The organism is Arthrobacter sp. SRS-W-1-2016 (assembly GCF_002009585.1).
Classification (GTDB): Bacteria; Actinomycetota; Actinomycetes; order Actinomycetales; family Micrococcaceae; genus Arthrobacter; species Arthrobacter bambusae_A.
In genome coordinates this window covers 1-18658 of the sequence record NZ_MTPV01000018.1, presented here as the reverse complement: position 1 = coordinate 18658, position 18658 = coordinate 1, and the positions used below count along the sequence as shown (strand labels likewise).

At 64.6% G+C, this 18658-nt stretch carries 15 protein-coding genes; 8 read left to right on the top strand and 7 right to left on the bottom strand.

Translation table 11 applies throughout. The features are described 5' to 3' along the window. The first annotated feature begins 330 nt into the window (after positions 1–330). From BMF89_RS04535 to BMF89_RS04510, 6 genes are all read left to right on the top strand, one after another. The gene (locus BMF89_RS04535; RefSeq protein WP_078105887.1) at positions 331–2985 is read left to right on the top strand and encodes a LuxR family transcriptional regulator; all 2655 of its coding nucleotides are present in this window, start codon (positions 331–333) and stop codon (positions 2983–2985) included. 138 nt (positions 2986–3123) lie between these two features. Then, complete coding sequence (locus tag BMF89_RS04530) at positions 3124–4458, top strand: SufS family cysteine desulfurase (RefSeq protein ID WP_078105886.1); 1335 nt, start codon at positions 3124–3126, stop codon at positions 4456–4458. Then, complete coding sequence (gene sufU / locus BMF89_RS04525; protein ID WP_078105885.1) at positions 4455–4970, top strand: Fe-S cluster assembly sulfur transfer protein SufU; 516 nt, start codon at positions 4455–4457, stop codon at positions 4968–4970. The genes BMF89_RS04530 and sufU overlap by 4 nt, the downstream gene beginning before the upstream one ends. 68 nt (positions 4971–5038) lie before the next feature. Continuing rightward, the gene (locus tag BMF89_RS21870; RefSeq protein WP_171983394.1) at positions 5039–5176 is read left to right on the top strand and encodes a hypothetical protein; all 138 of its coding nucleotides are present in this window, start codon (positions 5039–5041) and stop codon (positions 5174–5176) included. A gap of 536 nt (positions 5177–5712) precedes the next feature. Beyond that, a complete protein-coding gene (locus tag BMF89_RS04515; protein ID WP_078105883.1) occupies positions 5713–7251 on the top strand; it encodes a polysaccharide pyruvyl transferase family protein in 1539 nt (512 codons plus the stop codon). Further along, on the top strand, positions 7248–8237 hold the full coding sequence (locus BMF89_RS04510) for a glycosyltransferase (protein WP_078105882.1): 990 nt from the start codon (positions 7248–7250) through the stop codon (positions 8235–8237). The genes BMF89_RS04515 and BMF89_RS04510 overlap by 4 nt, the downstream gene beginning before the upstream one ends. Here BMF89_RS04510 and nhaA read toward each other — a convergent pair. The 3 genes from nhaA to BMF89_RS04495 all read right to left on the bottom strand — a co-directional run bounded on the left by nhaA (position 8234) and on the right by BMF89_RS04495 (position 10427). Next, positions 8234–9523: a Na+/H+ antiporter NhaA gene (gene nhaA, locus BMF89_RS04505; RefSeq protein WP_078105881.1), complete on the bottom strand. Its 1290-nt coding sequence runs from the start codon at positions 9521–9523 to the stop codon at positions 8234–8236. The genes BMF89_RS04510 and nhaA overlap by 4 nt on opposite strands. Positions 9524–9706: 183 nt before the next feature. Then, positions 9707–9928: an SCO4848 family membrane protein gene (locus BMF89_RS04500; protein WP_078105880.1), complete on the bottom strand. Its 222-nt coding sequence runs from the start codon at positions 9926–9928 to the stop codon at positions 9707–9709. Position 9929: 1 nt separating this feature from the next. Further along, positions 9930–10427 carry a DUF2505 domain-containing protein gene (locus BMF89_RS04495; RefSeq protein WP_078105879.1) on the bottom strand — a complete coding sequence of 166 codons (498 nt, stop codon included), beginning with the start codon at positions 10425–10427 and terminating at the stop codon, positions 9930–9932. A gap of 142 nt (positions 10428–10569) precedes the next feature. Here BMF89_RS04495 and mfd point away from each other — a divergent pair, with 142 nt between their 5' ends. Together mfd and BMF89_RS04485 are read left to right on the top strand one after the other, a co-directional pair. Continuing rightward, positions 10570–14286: a transcription-repair coupling factor gene (mfd, locus tag BMF89_RS04490; protein ID WP_253190697.1), complete on the top strand. Its 3717-nt coding sequence runs from the start codon at positions 10570–10572 to the stop codon at positions 14284–14286. Positions 14287–14289: 3 nt separating this feature from the next. Beyond that, complete coding sequence (locus tag BMF89_RS04485; RefSeq protein ID WP_078105878.1) at positions 14290–15096, top strand: metal-dependent hydrolase; 807 nt, start codon at positions 14290–14292, stop codon at positions 15094–15096. A gap of 9 nt (positions 15097–15105) precedes the next feature. Here the strand turns inward: BMF89_RS04485 and BMF89_RS04480 are convergent, their stop codons facing one another. The 4 genes from BMF89_RS04480 to BMF89_RS04465 form a co-directional block, all read right to left on the bottom strand. Continuing rightward, the gene (locus BMF89_RS04480) at positions 15106–16281 is read right to left on the bottom strand and encodes a hypothetical protein (RefSeq protein WP_078105877.1); all 1176 of its coding nucleotides are present in this window, start codon (positions 16279–16281) and stop codon (positions 15106–15108) included. Positions 16282–16334: 53 nt separating this feature from the next. Continuing rightward, positions 16335–16811 (bottom strand): hypothetical protein, encoded by a 477-nt coding sequence (locus BMF89_RS04475; protein WP_306871032.1) that lies wholly within the window; start codon positions 16809–16811, stop codon positions 16335–16337. A gap of 49 nt (positions 16812–16860) precedes the next feature. After that, positions 16861–17616, bottom strand: a complete 756-nt coding sequence (locus tag BMF89_RS04470; RefSeq protein ID WP_139359539.1) for a hypothetical protein — start codon at positions 17614–17616, stop codon at positions 16861–16863. 169 nt (positions 17617–17785) lie between these two features. Continuing rightward, positions 17786–18268, bottom strand: a complete 483-nt coding sequence (locus BMF89_RS04465) for a hypothetical protein (protein ID WP_078105874.1) — start codon at positions 18266–18268, stop codon at positions 17786–17788. Positions 18269–18658 lie beyond the last annotated feature (390 nt).

Below are 18658 nucleotides of genomic sequence, written 5' to 3'. Positions count from 1 at the left end.
TACACAGTCAGATCACAGGGCGATAACAGCGGATGCACATCCGGGGCAAGACGCGGGCTGGAATCGAGGCTTCGGCACCCTGCCAGGAGGCTCCGTCGGCGCTCGCCGGGAGGCTCCGTGGCAGGCCGCGCGGAGGCTCTGTTTAGCCGCCTCGGAGCCCTCGTCGAGGGCCGCGTGGAGCGGGAATATTTCATGCAAGTAACCCCGGAAAACCAAGTAGTTACCACTCAATCCAGGACTGAAACCCGGAGGTAACGTGTGGAAATGACACCGGTCCGTGCCACAGCCGTCAGGAACGTGTGTCCGGCGGCCCGAAGATGAGACAGGACCATGGACGATACCGAAGGGACCCACACCTCGCCCCCGATCATTCGGGCAGCCGAGCTCCAGGAGATTGTCGTTGCCCTGTCAGGGCCGGAACCGGCCGGGATGGTCATCTCGGGACCGGGCGGCTCAGGAATGACCACGCTCTTGGACGCCGCGGCCTCAGTGCTGGGCGGATCCTTCAGCGTGATCGCCCACAACGTCTCGGAGTCTTTCGCGGACATTCCTTTTGGAATCGCCATGGCGCTTGTTCCGGACCTGCCGGCCAGGGCCAAAGTGTGGCCCGGTTCCATCGTGGCGGCCTGCCGGAAGGCCGTGCGTGGCGCTGCGACCTCAGGATCCCCTGCCTTGCTGGTGCTGGACAACCTCGATTTCCTGGATGACATGTCCCTTTGGCTCTTGAGCCAGCTGCTTGTCGAACCGGACATCCGCCTGATTGCCACCCACCGCTCGGACCGGCCCTTGAGGATGGAACTTATGGAGTCCGTGGTTTCGCGGCAGCTGGCCGTTGTGACGCTGGACGATCTCACAGAGGAGCAACTTCGCGAATTCCTCGATGATCGCCTCGGCGGCCACGCCGCCCGCAGCCTCGTCCGGGACATCCATGCCCTCACCGGCGGCAACCTGCAGACCGCGAAATTGCTTTTGGACGAAGCCGCAGCTCGCGGCGAGATCGTGGAGCAGGCTGATTCCTTGATGTTGTCCGGACCGATACGCCTGGACGGTTCGCAGGCGCTCGAATTGACCCGCCACCGCCTTGAGGGCTATTCCGTGCCACAGAGGCAGGTAGTGGACCTTCTCGCCGTGGGAGAGCCGATACCGCTGGCGGTCCTTGAGCAACTTGTCCAAAAGCGCGCGATCGACGCGCTGCGGGCCGACGGAACGATCCGTATCCAAAGAGACAGCCAGGAGACCGCGACGCTCAGCCACGCCATCGAGGGGAGACTGGCCCGGCAACAGCTGGGATCCGCGCGGATCCTCGAACTTCACCGGAGCATCTACGCAGCGTCCGCACCCGCCGCCGAGGACTCGATCTGGGCGTTGTTCCGTCGCGTGGACCTCGAACAGGCAAGTGGCATGCCGGTCCCCGACGCCGATCTTCTGGCGGTGGCCGTCGCCGCAAACGACATTCACGACAACCGAAGGGCCCGGCGGGCCGCCGAGGCCGTGAAGGCGCCCGAGCTCGCACTGCTTGCAGGTGTGGAACTGGCAAGGGCGCTCTACCAGACAAGGGATTTCCCCGGAGCCGTGACAATCCTCAAGGGCTTGGTGGCAAACACCCCCGACGTCCTGACTGTGGATTTCGCCCACGCGGTGTGGCTTCTCCTGCATGCACTCTTGCCGACGTCGCCCGGGGCCAGCGTGCTGCAGGCGGTCCTCCAGGATGCCCGACGGCGGATGGAGGCTGCCGCCGTCGGCCTCCAGCAGGGCGAGCCGGCCCATGCGGACTATGCGGCCGTCCGGGACGAACTGGACGTCCTCCAGCTGTATCTGGACGCCCAGAACGGCAGCTGGCCTTCAGGCAATGGCGAGCTGTTCCAAAGGCTCTGCCACAGCCAGTTGGTCGACCCTGGATTGCGTACGGAAGGCCATCCACCGCCGCCGACCCAGGCCGGCGTGCTGTTGATGGCGCTCGTCTCGCAAGGGCTGGCCGTCAGCGGACGGTTCGCGGACGCCGTCGCGCTCTCGACGCTGGCCCTCGAGTCCGTCGGGCGGTTGCCGCGGTGCCCCGTGGACTTCCACTCGACCGTGCTGACCATCCACGGGTCCAATCTGATCTGGCGCGGGCAATGGGGCGGCCCCGAAATGTTCTGCGCCGGCAGTTCCAGCTACAGCAACCGGATGAGCTACTTCGGCGGGTCTGCGCATCTCTACAGGGCGCTCGTCCTGGCCCGGCAGGGGAGCCTGGAGCTGGCGTGCGAACAGTTCCGCCAGGCCAAGGCACGCCTGGACGAAGCCGACCCTGACGGACTCCTGCCACCGGCCCTCGGAGGACTTGCCGCGGCTGCGTGGTTGCTGGGCGATGTCAACCAGGTGCGTCGCGCCCTGGCGGCCTACGATTCGCGGGCCAGTGGCGGGAACTATCTTGCTTCGCAGCTCGCCGAAAGCTATTCGTCCGCCGCGCGGTCAGTGCTGGTTGGTGCGGAACACTCGCACCGGAAACTGCTCCAACTTGCCGGTTCCGCGGCCAAGAAGGGACACCGGGCGCTTGAAATGTTGAATCTCGGCCTGGCCGCCCGCACCGGCAGCCGGGGATACCGGCAGCTGGGGGCGGGAGTGTCCGAGCTGGTGTGGAGTGTCGAGTCCGGCATGCCGTCCGGACAGGAAGCGGGACAGGAAATGGGAACAGGACAGGTAAGCATGGGAGAAGCCCAGCAAGCGACCGACCAGGAGGAGGCTTTCGTTTTTGACGAGCCCCATCCGGCCGGCCCGGAGGCCGGATCCTCGGTTCTTCCCGGCGTCGTGAAGCTTTCCCAGCGTGAACGCGAAGTGACTGCGTTGGTGGCCTCCGGGCTGAGCAGCGCGGAAGTCGCTGCCCGATTGGGGATCGCCGTGAACACGGTCAACGCCCATCTGCAGCGGGTTTACGGCAAGCTCGGAGTTTCGCGCAGGCAGAAGCTTTCCGAGCTGTGGGACGAGTTGGCGAAGCCGGAGGAGTAAGGCCGCCGCTCCCGGGATGAAGGCAGCGAAGCCGATTGGTGGGACAATTACTAGGTGACGCCGCCACCCCTGGCGGTCAGCCGCTCGTGACTGCCACGTAGTCCCAACAAAACGTAGTCCTGACAAGGAGCACCGGTTTTGACAATGGTTTCCACCCCCGCGTGGGGAGATGCCCAGGTTTCCGCACTCGATGACGATGAAGTCCGTCGCATCCGCAACGACTTCCCCGTCCTTGAGCAGGAAATCAATGGCAAACCGCTGGTCTACCTCGATTCCGGAGCCACCTCGCAGAACCCTCGGAGCGTGCTTGAGGCCGAGCAGGAATTCTATGAGCAGCGGAACTCCGCCGTCCATCGCGGCGCGCACCACCTTGCGGTAGAGGCGACGGACGCCTTCGAGGACGCGCGTGCCACCGTGGCTCGTTTCGTGGGCGTGCAGGACGATGAGCTGATCTGGACCGCCAACGCCACCGCTGGCCTGAACCTCCTGGCCTATTCGTTGTCGAACGCCAGCGTGGACAGGGCCGCCGGCGGCACCGAGCGTTTCGCCCTGAAGCCGGGCGACGAAGTACTTGTCACCGAAATGGAACACCACGCCAACCTGATCCCCTGGCAGGAGCTGTGCCGGCGGACCGGGGCGACACTCAAGTACATCCCCCTTGACGACGCCGGTGCGCTGCGCCTTGAGGAAGCGGCACGCCTCATCACCGCGCGCACCAGGATCCTGGCCTTCACCCACACTTCGAACGTGCTCGGCAACATCAACCCCGTGGACCTGCTGGTCCGCATGGCACGCGAGGTAGGCGCCCTGGTGGTCCTCGACGCCTGCCAGTCCGCGCCGCACCTGCCCTTGGACTTCAAGGCCCTGGACGTGGACTTCGCCGTCTTCTCCGGCCACAAAATGCTGGGACCCACGGGGATCGGCGCGGTCTACGGGCGCAGCGAATTGCTCAATGCCATGCCGCCGTTCCTGACCGGCGGTTCCATGATCACCACGGTGACCATGGAAGAAGCCCGGTACCTGCCGGCCCCGCAGCGCTTCGAGGCCGGAACCCAGCCTATTTCGCAGGCCGTGGCCCTCGCCGCCGCCGCAAACTACCTCAGTGAAACGGGAATGCACCGGATTGCCCTTCGCGAGGCGGAGCTCGGCCAAAAGCTTGTCACGGGCCTCAGCGCCATCGACGGCGTGCGTGTGCTCGGACCCGGCCCGGGGGAAGAACGGACCGGACTTGCCGCCTTCGACGTCGCCGGAGTGCACGCCCACGACGTCGGGCAGTACCTCGACAACCTGGGCATCGCTGTCCGGGTGGGCCACCATTGCGCCCAGCCCCTGCACCGCAGGCTTGGCCTGAGCGCTACCACGAGGGCCAGTACCTACCTGTACACCACATCCGAAGAAGTCGACATGCTCGTTGAGGCCGTTGCCCAGGTCAGGCCCTACTTTGGGGTAACCGCGGCCGGAGCCGCATCATGAGCGGCCTGGACTCCCTGTACCAGCAGCTGATCCTGGAGCACTCCAAGGCCCGCAGCGGGGGAGACCTTGCCAAGCTTCCGGCCGCAGCGGACGCGGGACACGGGGACGCGGGACAGGGTGGGACGGGACAGAGCCACCAGCTCAATCCCGTGTGCGGGGACGAAATCACCCTCCGGCTCAGCCTCGGCGCCGATGGGGACGGACAAACCGTCACCGAAATCCACTGGGACGGCGACGGTTGTGCCATTTCGATGGCGTCCGCGTCCATACTCAGTGAAATGGCACCGGGCATGTCCCCGGTGTCCCTTCGACACACGATCGATCACTTCAGGGAGTTGATGCGTTCGCGCGGCAAGCTGGAAGCGGATGAGGAATTGCTCCAGGATGCTGCTGCCCTGGCCGGGGTGGCCAAATATCCTGCCCGCGTCAAGTGCGCCATGCTCGCATGGGTTGCCGCGGAGGACGCACTGCGCCAGGCCGAGGCGAGCCAAGGGGTATCCCGGCCTCTCTAATGCGCGGAGCTGAAGGTCGAGTAGCGTCCACTCTATGTCGCGCACTTGGCCGGACCTAGCCTCGAAGCATGATTACCTTGGAGAGCAGGCGCGAATGGCGCCGGAGCCAGCATCGGGTCCGCCGGGCCGAGTTCGTGGTTGTGGGAATGTTGCTCGTCCTCGTCGCGGCCACCATCCTTGCCGCCGTCGCGGGGCTGGTGCAGTAAAGAACGGAAGCTCCAACGCAGCCATGCTGCGTCGTTCACCGCTGGCTATACGACGTTGGAAATCGGACGAACAAAGAAAAGAAAAGCTCGGACCCGCAAATACCGGTCCGAGCTTTTTTGTACCGTTGGCCTAGTCATCGCATCATTTGGGTACCGCTGCGATGAGCACCGAAATCGACATGATACCGAGAATTGCCCACACAAAGATCGATGACCAGTTCTTCTCGTGGGCTTTCCTGTGGGCCCCATGCCACACTCGTTCCATACTATTCGCGTCCATATCAGCAAGGTATTCCTGCCGATTCCGCCCAAACAGCGTGCCAACCACCCTACTTGAACGGCTCATTACTCCAATCGAGATTTCGGCTACTCGTATCATTCCCATCAGGGCATTTCCTGGGTAACAGCACTCAAAACCCGGGGAATCACCGCGGTTCGGAGATCCCGGGAGAAGAACGATAGGCTGTTTCAGCGCATCCGGAAGTGCATAGGCCTCAAGCCAATGCAGCCGCTGCGTGCCGTGAGGGAAGGACCGAGTGTTGAAGATTCTTGTGCAAGGCGACCTGGGCCAGGTGGCCTACCACGTAGGTGACGAGGCGATGGCAATCGCCGCGGCCGATGAGCTTCGAGCCCGGTTGCACGCCGGAATCGTCCTCCTCACTCGTGACCCGGGACAGACCAGGGAACTTTACGGCACGGACGCGATAGGCACCTTGGTGTTCCCTTGGCCGCCCGCCGAACGCACTAAGCACTTGGAGCTCGTCCGCCGGGCCGCTCGCGGAGACCGGACTGCCTTGCCCCCGGAAGATTCCGTGTGGCAGGTCATCGACGAAGTGAAGTCGGCCGACGGCGTGCTGATCGCGGGCGGCGGCAACATGAATTCCCTGTACGGATGGTTGCTGTACGAACGCGTGGCACTTGGCCTCATCGCAAAGGAACTGGGCAAGCCCTTGGTGGTGAGCGGCCAGACCTTTGGTCCCACGCTGTTGCCCCAGGATCAGCACGTTCTTCACGAACTCCTGGATTACGCGGCATTGGTGGGCGCACGGGAGCCATCCTCCTATGCGTTGGGCTTCCAGATGGGCTTGGATTCCGGGAAACTGACCAGGGTCCTGGACGACGCGAGCTTCCTGGTCCCGCCCGGAACGGCAGGGATTCCGGCCGGATCGGCAAGGTTGCATGATCCAGCCGGGGAGGAATCCGGGCTTCCGAACGGCCCCTTCATCGCGGCGACCTTCGGTCCTGAATCCTGGCGGGACGGATCCCGCAGCCTCGCGAAACTGGGAGAAGCGCTGGACCGTGCCGTGGAGCTGACAGGGCTTCCGGTGTATCTAATCCCACATGTGGGCCCTCTGGGCCGCGATGGCCAGGGCGGTGACCACGAGTCCCATGAGACGGTTGTGGCGCACTCCCGCAGCGGCCGGATTCACGTATGTCCCGTCCTTCCTGCCCCCGCCGCCGCGGCATTGACCGTGGCAGCGGATCTGGTGCTGACAAACCGCTACCACCCCGTGGTCTTCGGCCTCGCGGCAGGCGTGCCCGTGGTTGCGCTCGCGAATGACGCCTACTCGGACGTAAGACTGCACGGAGCCATGGGCAATTGGGGTGTGCAGGACTGGGCCTTGCCGCTGAACAGCCTCGACATCGGTGGTTTCGACCACGCCATCGCCGAGGCCTGGGCGAGGCGCGCGGAAATCCGTGAGCACCTCGAATCGTTGCGTCCCGGGATACGTGCCGTTCACGAGAACTGGTGGGACGCCGTCGCAAGCATTTTCTCGGCAACGGATGCCGAGGCAGCAAAGGGGCTGGGGGACGTCGTGACGCTTGGATCGGACTCGGAATGGGCCACGCAGGCCAGGGGGCAACGCGGCCAGTTCCGTGCCTTGAGCGGCGGAATCGCCAGCCTCTGGACGGAATGGGACGATGTCCGCTCGCAACGGGACCTGCTGTTGCATGAACGGAATGAAGCGATCGAAGAAAAGGAACGAATAGTGCGATCACGATCTTTCAGGGCCGCTTCCCTGTTGCGCCGGGGCGCCGGCGTGCTTCGCCGTGTTTCGGGAGGCCGTCGATGAACGCCCAGGCCCGCGTCGCCGTCGTCGTCCGCACGAAGAACCGACCGGTCCTCCTGCGCCGGGCGCTCGAGGACATCTTTGACCAGTCCTTTGAGGATGTTGCGGTGGTCGTCGTGAACGACGGCGGGGATCCGGTTCCCGTGGATGCGCTCGCCAGGATCTGGGACCACCTTCCCGCCGGCAAGCTGACGATCCTCCACCACGAGGCCAGCAAAGGCATGGAGGCCGCGTCCAACGCGGGAATCCAAGCCAGCGCCTCGGAGTTCATCTCCATTCACGACGACGACGATCGCTGGCACAGAGACTTCTTGAAGAAGACCGTGGGGTTCCTCGACGGGACGCCGCAGGCCCAGGGCGTGGCTGTCCGCACGGACATCGTCTATGAGGAGATCCGCGGGGGAGTCATCGAGCAGACCGGCTCCCAAGGGTTCGAGCATGGGCTTCGGGCGATCACCCTGTCCGATATGCTTCGCACCAACCGGGTGGTGCCGATTTCCTTCCTCTACCGCCGTGCTGTCCATGAGCGGATCGGCAGTTACAACGAAGCGTTGGACGCCGTGGGAGATTGGGAGTTCAACCTCCGTTTCCTCTCGGCGTTCCCTATCGAGCTGTTGGATGGCGAGACCCTGGCGTTCTGGTGCCATCGACCATCAGAGCGCGGCGACATGGGAAACAGCGTCATAGCCGGTGCCGATGACCACCAGAAGTTCGACCGCTACGTCCGTGACGTCTACCTTCGCGAAGAGGCCGGCAAAACGGGTTACGGAACCTTGCTTTATTTAGCCCAGATGCACGGCCAGCAAGAAGGCTCGATCCATGAGTTGCGCGAATTGGCCGAGCGGATAAATTCAAGCGTGGACGAGCTTGGACGAAGGGTGGCCTCCTTGGAACAAACCGTCCTGAACAGGACGAGTTTCACCGATCTCGCGAGGCGGCCGGGCCGGTTGACCGGCAGGATCGTCCGGTTCCTGCGCGGCAACCGCTAAAAGCCGACCCATCCGCCGTCGTCCGCTTGTTCCTCCCGCGTGACCCGGCGGTGGTGCCGGTTCCGGGCTTTGAGCACGACGGCGGCAAGCACCGCGGCGGCGAGGGAACCGGCGAGGATGGCCACTTTCGCGTGGTCATCGTGCGTAGAGCCGGAGCCGAAGCCGAGCTCGGCGATCAGGAGGGAGACGGTGAAACCGACTCCCGCCAGCATGGCCAGCCCCGCGACGTCGATCCACCCGAGGCCGTCATCGAGCCGCGCACGGGTGGTCTTGGTGATGAGGAATGTGGTGCCGAAGACTCCTGCCGCCTTGCCCGCCACGAGGGCCAGCACGATGCCGATCGCCACAGGATCGCGCAGGGCAGCTCCGAGGCCTCCGGCGCCGCCCAAAGCCACGCCGGCAGAGAAGAACGCGAAAACCGGCACGGCAAAGCCGGCGGAGAACGGACGCAAGCGGTGCTCGAAGCTTTCGGCGAGCCCGGCCGCTGGCTCGCCCTTCTTGCCGGAGGCCACGACCGGCACGGCGAAACCGAGCAGGACACCCGCGACGGTGGCATGGATTCCCGAGGCATGGACGAAGGCCCAGGTGGCTGCGGCCAGGGGGAGCAGCAGGTACCAGCTCCGGACGCGTTTCTGGACCAAAACGGTAAAGAGTGCCAGCGGCACGGCGGCGGCCAGCAGCATGAAGGGCTCCAGGCCGCTTGAGTAGAAGAACGCGATGATGCCGATGGCAATCAAGTCGTCCACCACCGCGAGTGTCAGGAGGAAGGTCCGCAACGCAGCTGGCAAATGCGTGTTGATGACCGCGAGGACGGCCAGGGCGAAGGCGATGTCCGTGGCGGTGGGAATGGCCCAACCCCGGAGCGTTTCCGGGTCCGAGCCGAGGTTGATGACCACGTAGATGAGTGCGGGAAGGACCACGCCGCCCACTGCTGCCGCCACCGGGACGATCGCTTTTGCGGGCTTCCGCAGTTCCCCGGCCACGAATTCGCGCTTGAGCTCCAGCCCCGCAATGAAGAAGAACACGGCCAGGAGCCCGTCGGAGGCCCAGTGGCCCAGGCTCAATTCGAGATGCCAGGGGGCGTAGCCGATCTTGACGTCGCGCAGTGCGAAGTAGCCGTTCGCGAGGGGTGAGTTTGCCCAGACGAGCGCGGCCACCGTGGCGGCGAGCAGGAGTGCCCCGCCAACGGTTTCAGTGCGCAGAATGGCCAGGATCCGTTGGTATTCCGGGAGACTGGACCGGCTGAAAACCGTGGAAGGGGCAGCGGGGTGCGGACGGTTCGCCATGTGGCTCCTTGGGAAGTGCGGGGGTCGACAAAACTATTGCCGACCAGACTTCCCGGCGCACCTGTGTTCTATTTTAGCGGAACGGTCACCCACCCCGCCGTGCCCCAACTAGCTCGCATTTGTTGTCGTTATGAGCCCTCATAACGACAACAAATGCGAGCTAGTTGGGGGCCGGAAGGGGCGTTACGTGAGCAGCGCCGCGATCCCGATGACCGCCGTCGCGAGTCCGAGCACCATGGAGATGGTGACCAACACGACGTGCACCGTGAGGAACTTCGTGGCTTTCCCGTTGGAGTTGCGGGCACGGGAGTCTGCCATGACACGCCGCAGGAACTGTGGCCACACGATGAGGGACCACGCACCCGCGACGATCAGTACGATCGACAGCCCGGCTCCCAGTTGCATGCTAGTGGCTTTCGAGCCAGGCCTGGGCCTGCTGCGACTGGATGTTCAAGGCCTTGCCCACCATCGGTTCTACTGCGTCGGCGATCTTGCCGCCGAGGAACGGGACCGACGACGTGACGGCACCTTCGAGCTCGACGCGGGTGTTGCCGCCGTCGGCCACGAGGCGCTGCACTGCGGTGACGTCCAGCGGGGCGCCGGAGATCTTCAGGGAGATGTTGCTGCTCCGGGAGCCGTCGGCGGTCGGGGCGTCCCACTTCTCGGTCTGGGTGACGGTGAGCTTCTCGCCCACGAACTTGCGGGCGATCTCCGGAAGGCGCGTGGTGGGCAGCGTGCGGACCGTGGTGGTGGTGAAGGCGCCGGCGACGTCGCCGTCGATCTGGAATGATTCCAACGTGCCGCCGACGTACTCGCTCGTGTGGCGCAGGAAGTCTTCGTCAATGAAAGTAGCGGCTACGCGGTCGACGCCGTAGGGCAGGGTGGTGGATGCGTTCAGGGCCATGGGGTCCTCCGTGAATATCTCGGTTGAAAGCTCTTGCGGCTCCCAAACATCCTACGGTGTGGTCGGGGTAGGCTAGGAACGCCCCGGGATTCGAGAGAATTTCGGGTTTTCGTGCTGCCTTCCCCCATCCCAGGAGAGCCAAATGAGCCCCAAAGGCCAACCGTCAGCGGTCAACTCCGGAATCAGCCCTGCCGCTGCTGTCGCATCCCTTGATGGATTGCGGCGTGCCCTGGGTGAGGACCGGACGTTCTCGCGGGTCAGGCCCGAGGCTTCGCGCGCGTTCAGTGAACGCAGTAGCGATTACCAGATCAGCGCTCCCGCAGGCTTGAGGGCTGCGCTGCTGGCGGAGATGGCCGACGGCCTCGCCTCCCGGAATCTCGACGACAGCGCGGTGGTGTTGGCCGTAACGGCCACGGGCCGCGAAGCCGAGGACCTCACCGCGGCTTTGGCCGCCTACCTTCCCGCGGACTCGGTAGCGGCCTTCCCCAGCTGGGAAACCCTGCCGCACGAAAGGCTCTCCCCGCGCTCGGACACCGTGGGACGCAGGCTTTCGGTCCTTCGGCGCCTGGCCCACCCGGAGAGCTCGACGGCGGGCCCCCTGCGGGTGGTCGTGGCACCGGTTCGCGCCGTGGTCCAGCCGGTCGTGGCAGGCTTGGGCGAGCTGGTCCCCGTGACGTTGAGGGTGGGGCAGGAAATGCCTTTCAGCGACGTGGTACGCCGCCTTGCCGACGCTGCCTATTCGCGTGTGGACATGGTCACCCACCGCGGTGAATTCGCCGTCAGGGGCGGTATTTTGGACGTTTTCCCACCCACCGAAGACCACCCGATCAGGGTGGAATTCTTCGGCGACGAGGTGGACCAGATGCGTTGGTTTGCGGTGGCAGACCAGCGTTCGCTCTCCGGCCCGGCCGTGCACCACCCCGCCGAATTGCACGCCCCGCCGTGCCGGGAAATCCTCATCACGCCGTCGGTCATGTCCCGGGCGGCCAAGCTCAAAGCAGACTTGCCGGCCGCCGCGGACATGTTGGAAAAGATCGCCGGCGGCATCGCCGTCGAGGGCATGGAGTCCCTGGCTCCGGTCCTGGTGGACGCGATGGTGCCTTTCGTGGACCAGTTGCCGGCCGGTTCGATCGGTGTGGTCATCGAGCCGGAGAAGGTCCGCACCCGCGCGCACGACCTCGCGGCCACCAACGAGGAGTTCCTCGAGGCGGCTTGGTCCACGGCGTCCGACGGCGGGACGGCGCCCCTCGATCTCGACTCGGTGTTGGGCTCCCAGGCCGCTTCCGCGTTGCATGCGGCCAGTTTCCGATCCTTGACGGACACCCGGAGCGCAGCCCTGGCCCACGGCGTGTCCTGGTGGTCCATCACATCATTGGCGACGGACGAGGAACTGGTCCTCGACATCGACGTCCTCAACCTGCACGCCCGGGAACCTCGCGGCTACCAGGGTGACGTCGCGGAAATGCTCGAATTCATCGGTTCCCACGTGCGCGAGCAATGGCGCATCGTGGTGGCGACCGATGGCCCTGGGCCTGCCCAGCGTCTCGCCGAGTTGTTCCATGATGCGGATATCCCTTGCTCCCGCGTCGAATCCCTGGCCCATGAACCGCAGGCCGGGATCATCGAGGTGACCACTGCCGCCGTCGGACGCGGTTTTGTCCTGGACGGCCTCAAACTAGGGCTGCTGACGGAAGCGGACCTCCTGGGCCGCACCTCGGCCGGGTCCACGAAGGACATGCGGCGCATGCCCTCAAAGCGCCGCAACGCCGTCGACCCCCTCCAGTTGCACGCCGGTGACTTCGTGGTCCACGAACAGCACGGGATCGGCAAGTTCGTGGAGCTGATCCAGCGCAAGGTGGCCGGTTCCTCCCCGAACGATGAAGGTCTCCGCGAGTACCTCGTGCTCGAGTACGCAGCGTCCAAGCGAGGTGCCCCGGGCGACCGGCTTTTCGTGCCGACGGACCAGCTGGACCAGGTGACCCGCTACGTCGGGGGCGACACGCCGTCGTTGAGCAAGATGGGCGGAGCGGACTGGGCAAGCACCAAGTCCAAGGCCCGCAAGGCCGTCAAGGAAATCGCCGGTGAGCTTATCAGGCTGTACTCGGCCCGCATGGCCTCGCGCGGGCATGCCTTCGCGCCGGACACGCCGTGGCAGCGGGAGCTCGAGGAAGCCTTCCCGTATGTGGAGACGCCGGACCAGCTCACCACTATCAACGAGGTCAAGGCCGACATGGAACGCGAGATCCCCATGGACCGCCTGGTCTCGGGCGACGTCGGCTACGGGAAGACCGAGATCGCCGTCCGCGCTGCGTTTAAGGCGGTGCAGGACGGCAAACAGGTCGCGGTGCTGGTTCCCACCACCCTGCTCGCCCAGCAGCACTACGAGACATTCACGGAGCGCTTTTCCGGATTCCCCCTGCGGGTCAAGCCGCTGTCAAGGTTCCAAGGTGCCAAGGAGGCCAAGGAGACCATAGAGGGAGTCAGGAACGGCTCCGTTGACGTGGTCATCGGCACGCACCGGCTGTTGTCCAAGGACTTCGAGTTCAAGGATCTCGGCCTGGTGATCGTGGACGAGGAGCAGCGCTTCGGTGTGGAACACAAGGAAGCGCTCAAGAAGATGCGCACCAACGTGGACGTCCTTGCCATGAGTGCCACCCCCATCCCGCGTACCTTGGAAATGTCCCTCACGGGCATCCGCGAAACGTCCACACTGGCCACACCGCCGGAGGAACGGCACCCCGTGCTGACCTACGTCGGGCCGTTCACCAACAAGCAGACCTCCGCGGCGATCCGGCGCGAACTCATGCGCGAAGGCCAGGTCTTCTTCGTCCACAACCGGGTGTCCTCGATTGAGCGCATCGCCGCCCAGATCCGGGAACTCGTCCCCGAAGCCCGCGTCGAAGTGGCGCATGGGCAGATGTCCGAGAGCCGCCTGGAAAAGATCATCGTGGACTTCTGGGAGAAGCGCTTTGACGTCCTGGTCTGCACCACCATCATCGAAACCGGCCTGGATATCTCCAACGCCAACACCCTGATCGTGGACGGCGCGGACAAGTACGGCCTCTCCCAGCTCCACCAGTTGCGCGGCCGCGTGGGCCGTGGCCGCGAACGCGCCTACGCGTACTTCCTGTACCCGAGCGAGAAGCCCCTGGGCGAAGTGGCGCTCGAGCGGCTCAAAGCCGTCGCCACGCATAACGAGCTGGGCGCCGGCATGCAGTTGGCCATGAAGGACCTCGAAATCCGCGGCGCCGGCAACCTGCTGGGCGGGGAGCAATCCGGGCACATCCAAGGAGTCGGCTTCGACCTGTACATCCGGCTGGTGGGTGAAGCCGTGGCCGAATACCGCGGCGAGGCGGAAGAGAAGGCCGCCGACATGAAGATCGAGCTGCCCGTCAACGCCCACCTGCCGCACGACTACGTGCCGGGCGAACGCCTTCGCCTCGAGGCCTACCGGAAACTGGCCGCAGCCATCACCAACGACGCCATCGACGAGGTCCTGGCTGAACTCGTGGACCGTTACGGTGAGCCGCCGCTGCCCGCGAAGAACCTGATCGCCGTCGCCCGCTTCAGGGTGGGTGCCCGCGAAGCCGGACTGTCCGACGTCGCGCTCCAAGGCAACTTCATCCGTTTCTCGCCGGCCCAGCTGCCCGAATCGAAGGTCATGCGGCTCAACCGCATGTACCCGGGCTCGCAGATCAAGCCTGCCCTCGACGCCGTGCTGCTCCCCAAGCCGAAGACGGCGAGGATCGGCGGCCGGGACCTGCAGGACGCCGAGATCCTTGAGTGGGCCAACACCGTGATCGAAGCCATCTTTTTCTCGGCTTCGCCGACACCCAGCGCTTCGCAGACCGCAGGCTAAACGATGATGGGAGGACACCACGCCGCGTCCGGGGCCGCGGCGTGGATAGCTATCGCTTCAACCGGCCCGTACGCGCTGGGCTGGTACCCGCTGGACGCCACTGGAATCCTCATAGGAGCAATGACGACGGCGGGGACTGCCTTGGTGTGCGACTGGGACCACCGCGCAAGCACCATCGCCCACTCACTGCCGCCGCTGTCCAACGTGATTGCCGTCGGGATCGAGAAGGCCAGCGGGGGGCACCGGCAGGGAACCCATTCGCTTCTGGGTGCCTCGGCATTCGTGGTGCTCGCCGCCATGGCTGCCCAGTTCCAGCTGGATACTCCCGTGGGCCGTTTGTCCATCGGGGCCGGGCTGTTGTGCATGTTCATGGTCAATTTGGCCGCCAAAGCACTCAAGCTGTTCCCGAAATCCGGGTGGATCGCCAACTGGGTCTTTGCCCTTGCCATGGCCGGCCTGGTCACGTGGTTCGCCCCGCATCAGTGGAGCTGGCTGCCCTTGGCGATGCTCACCGGCGTCGTGGTCCACATTGTGGGCGACATGATCACCACCGGGGGAGTGCCGCTGCTGTGGCCCATCGTCATCAAGCCGCCGAAGTTCTGGCGCAGGCTGCCCCTGGTCAGCGGGATCTGGCGGTCCAACGGCGCCTTCTCCATCCCCCTGCTTGGCAAGGCCGGTTCCCGGCGGGAATGGCTTGTCCTGATTCCCGTGGGCGGCTATGCCATGGTTGGATTCGGGCTTGCGGCGTGGGCATTGCTGCGAAACAAGTGGCCGGCACTCCTGGCCCTCATGTTGGGCCTGGGTGGATGACGGTGGATTTCAGAACTTGGACTTGCCGCCGGAGGTGATGGTTCCAACATGGTTGCCCGCCTTGTCCGCTGCACCCGTGACCGGGCTGTACACGGGAGTAGCCGGTGAGAGGCCGGTTCCCGCAGTGCCCCCCGTACCCGGCACGCCGAGGGTGATGACCAGTGTCCCAGTGGACTGGGTCCAGGCCATCGTGGACGAGGTGAAGTCCAGGGACGACGTGGTACTGGTGTTGTAGGCGGCGCCGAGGGCCACGCTGCCAAATGACGGTACCGCGCAGCTCGTGCTGGTGAACGTCAGGACCTCGGCAGTGCTGATGCTGGCCGTGCCGTTGGCTGTCTGGCTGGCAGAAGTGGAGTCCCAGCCACTGCAAAGGGTATGTGGGTCCATGTCCGTGGAAAAGACGATGGTGAGCGTGTCGCCAGTGCTTGCACGTCCGGCATTGCCGCCGCCCCCGCCGTTGACCATCGTGACGGAGCTGACGGTCGGGGCTGTGGTGTCGATGTTGACCGTCTGGGTCTGGGGTGTGCTGGAGTTCCCGGCGACGTCCGTGGCGGAGAAGGACACCGAGTGGATACCATCGCCGCTCACGCTTACGGCTGCCGTGGCGGCGTTGACGGTCACCGTGCTGCCGCCGTCGACCGCGTACTTGATGTTCGCAACGCCGGATCCGCCCGTGTTGTCCACGGCGGCGAGGTTCACGGTCACCGGGCTGGTGTTGTCATAGCCCAATCCATTCGGCGTCGGGGATATTGACGTGACGCTGATAGTGGGCGGCGTCGAATCGGTATTTACGGCAGCACTGCGGGCGCTTTCCGCGCCCGCCCACAAGGAGATGACGGGCGTCACGGTGTAGAACCAGGAGCCGCCCGGCACGCTTTGTTCAATGCAGCTGAGGGTGGTCACCGTGCCCGCGCAGCCCCCTCCTGCGGCCACCGGGGTACCACCGCTCGCAGAGGTGTAGCGGGCGACGGTGTAACCCGTCACTGCATGTCCGGCCGGTGTGGAGACCGCGGCCCAGCTGATGGTGACATTCGTGCCGCTCAGGGACGCAGCGGGAGTGCCGCCTTGCGGCATGCTGTCGGCTTTTGCCGCCCCGAAGTTGCTGCTGCTCAGCGACTGCCAATAGGCGTTCGCCGCCGGGCCGCCCCAGGAGATGAACAGTACCGCAAGGAGCGTCCACGTCACGCGACTGCGGACCACTCGATTGCGTCCGCTGCCTGCAGAATGCCTTGGCTTGTTCATTTGCGGACCGCCATCGTTACTGGAAGGTGGAATACGGCGCCTTGGCAGCTGGATTGTGAAGCCGTCGACATCGACGCGGCTGCCGGCAGGGTAATCAGAATGGAGGAGTTTGCCGGTATGGACAACGTTGGCGCCAAAGGTGCGGGCGGGGTGTTGAACGTCACGCCCGTGGTGGTGCACAGCGGGTGGGATGCATCCGCCGTCGGAGTGCCGTTGGCGGTGAAGCTGTACACCTGCACGGCGAAGGCGTTTGGATTGCTTGCCCGGACGATCACGTCTGCGCTACCGCCGGGGACAAGTGTTGTTGATGGAGTGTCTCCGGCCGCGAGGGCGTCTACCGTGACGGTCTGCATGGTGCCGGTGGCTGCCGCACCGCTGCCTGCTCCGATCGTGGACCAGTACGCGTAGGCCGAACCGACGCCCAACACCAGGGTCAGCAGGAGGGCCGTCACGGCTGCTTTGGCTGCGGTCAAGGATCCCGCCTTCATCCGCCTGTTCGCTCTCATGTCATTCGCCCGCATTTCAATTGCCCTGTCCCGTTCCGGAGTAGGAAAGCTGGAGGGTTGCGCCTTTGCAACCGTCCTGGTTGAGCGAGCTATTCAGCATCTTTATCTGCGGCCATTGATTTGCAGGAATTCCATTTCCCAAGAGCGAAGAATTGCCCGGCGGGATGGAGAGCGGATAACTGCCGCTGAATTGGGCGATGAGGTAGTCCGAGGGATTGCATGGCAGGTTGTTTGCCACTGCCTGGGCAGTTCTTGTGACTCCCGCGATGGAAACAGTGAGGCCAGTGACGCTGAGGCTGGAATTGCCCGGATTCGTCAATTGCAGATTGATCGGTACGACGTTGCCCGGAGCCAGAAGACCGGTGGGACCGCCTGAGATGGTGAACGGTGCGTGCTGCCCGGCGCTCACCGTCAACGAAACGACGACGACGGCGGCCTCTAACGTTCCGCTGCTGCCCTTGAGGCTCAGGGAGTAGTTGCCAAGGGGCGTGGCGGAACTCGTTGACACGTCAAGGTTCGAGGACGCCGATCCTGAACCGACGGCGACGACTGCGGGCGAAAACGATGCTGTGGCGCCCGCTGGCAGCCCCGAGATTGTCAGTGACACGTTGCCAACAAACCCGCCTGAGGGCTGGACCACCACGTTGTAGCTTGCCGAGGTACCCTGGGTGACAGATCTGCCGCTTGGAGCAAGCTGCAAGGTGATGCCCTTTTGGACGCCCTGGTTGCCATTGCTGCCGGCGGCGAGCACGACGCCAGATGTGAGGGTCACCAAAAGAAGGCCCGCCAGAAGCACTTTCGCTCCCGCGCGAACGGTACGGATCGGCGATCGGAATAACTCCGGAATGCGTGGCACCGTTTGCTCCTCTGGGTTTGTTTTGCGTGGCTTCTGTGGAGGCAGCACAAGCTGGTGGGCCCATGGTGGGCCCACCAGTTCTTGCCTAGTGGCTGGCGTAGGCGAGGTTAACAGTCGCGCCCTTGCAGCCATCCTGGTTGGTGTCGGTCTTATCGTTGAACGCGATCGTCGCACCGCCCCAACTGCTGACGCCCGTACCGCTGGCCACTTCGTGGCCGACGGTCATCAGCGCGCCGCTGAGCGTGAAGTCGCTCGCATCGCATGTTCCGCCTGCACCAGCGGCCTGGGTCACGCTTGCGATGCTCGCCGTCACGTCAGCAACGTAAACCGGGCTCGTGTTGGGGTTATTGAAATTGCCGCTCAGAGGCTGAGCTGCCCCGCCCGGCTGCAGACCGCTGACGACGCTGGTCTGCACGGCCGTGATGGTGGTGTTCGTCCCTGTTGCTCCGGAACCGGAACCGCTGCCCGTGGTGGTCCAGTAGGCGTAGGCCGCTCCGCCGCTTGCCGCCACGAGGGCGATTGTTGCCGCTGCCGCGTAGACTTTTCCTTTTTTGCTCAATTTGCGCATGAGTGAGACTCCTTTGTGAATTGGTGTTCCCCAGAACAGGCGACAGCGGCAACGAATTCGAAAATTCCAACCCTTGCTTCGATTGCCCATTCAATCGATGACCAAATGCTTGCATGGGCGGTCTTTAACTAACAACGAGTGGTGTTACCCGTCTTTCGCCGTCAAAAGCGAGTGGTACTACTTGTTTCGACCATCACTTCCGACCTTCTTTGCTGGGAAAACGACGGCGACACGCCCTCTTTTGGGGCGTGTCGCCGTCGTCCGCGTTGGAGTGACGCTTAAACGGCTGTGGGCCCCGCCCGCAATACCCGGGCACCCGCGATTGGGTTAGGGTGTTATCAGTGGCCCGCCCAGGGGGTGCGCCCGCGGAGGGGGGGGGGGGCTCCGCAA

What these genes read in the sequence shown, in the direction of transcription:
- BMF89_RS04535 (WP_078105887.1), top strand. Translation starts at nt 331, where the DNA reads ATGGACGATACCGAAGGGACCCACACCTCGCCCCCGATCATTCGGGCA.
- sufU (WP_078105885.1), top strand. Translation starts at nt 4,455, where the DNA reads ATGAGCGGCCTGGACTCCCTGTACCAGCAGCTGATCCTGGAGCACTCC.
- BMF89_RS21870 (WP_171983394.1), top strand. Translation starts at nt 5,039, where the DNA reads ATGATTACCTTGGAGAGCAGGCGCGAATGGCGCCGGAGCCAGCATCGG.
- BMF89_RS04510 (WP_078105882.1), top strand. Translation starts at nt 7,248, where the DNA reads ATGAACGCCCAGGCCCGCGTCGCCGTCGTCGTCCGCACGAAGAACCGA.
- nhaA (WP_078105881.1), bottom strand. Translation starts at nt 9,523, where the DNA reads ATGGCGAACCGTCCGCACCCCGCTGCCCCTTCCACGGTTTTCAGCCGG.
- BMF89_RS04500 (WP_078105880.1), bottom strand. Translation starts at nt 9,928, where the DNA reads ATGCAACTGGGAGCCGGGCTGTCGATCGTACTGATCGTCGCGGGTGCG.
- BMF89_RS04495 (WP_078105879.1), bottom strand. Translation starts at nt 10,427, where the DNA reads ATGGCCCTGAACGCATCCACCACCCTGCCCTACGGCGTCGACCGCGTA.
- mfd (WP_253190697.1), top strand. Translation starts at nt 10,570, where the DNA reads ATGAGCCCCAAAGGCCAACCGTCAGCGGTCAACTCCGGAATCAGCCCT.
- BMF89_RS04485 (WP_078105878.1), top strand. Translation starts at nt 14,290, where the DNA reads ATGATGGGAGGACACCACGCCGCGTCCGGGGCCGCGGCGTGGATAGCT.
- BMF89_RS04465 (WP_078105874.1), bottom strand. Translation starts at nt 18,268, where the DNA reads ATGCGCAAATTGAGCAAAAAAGGAAAAGTCTACGCGGCAGCGGCAACA.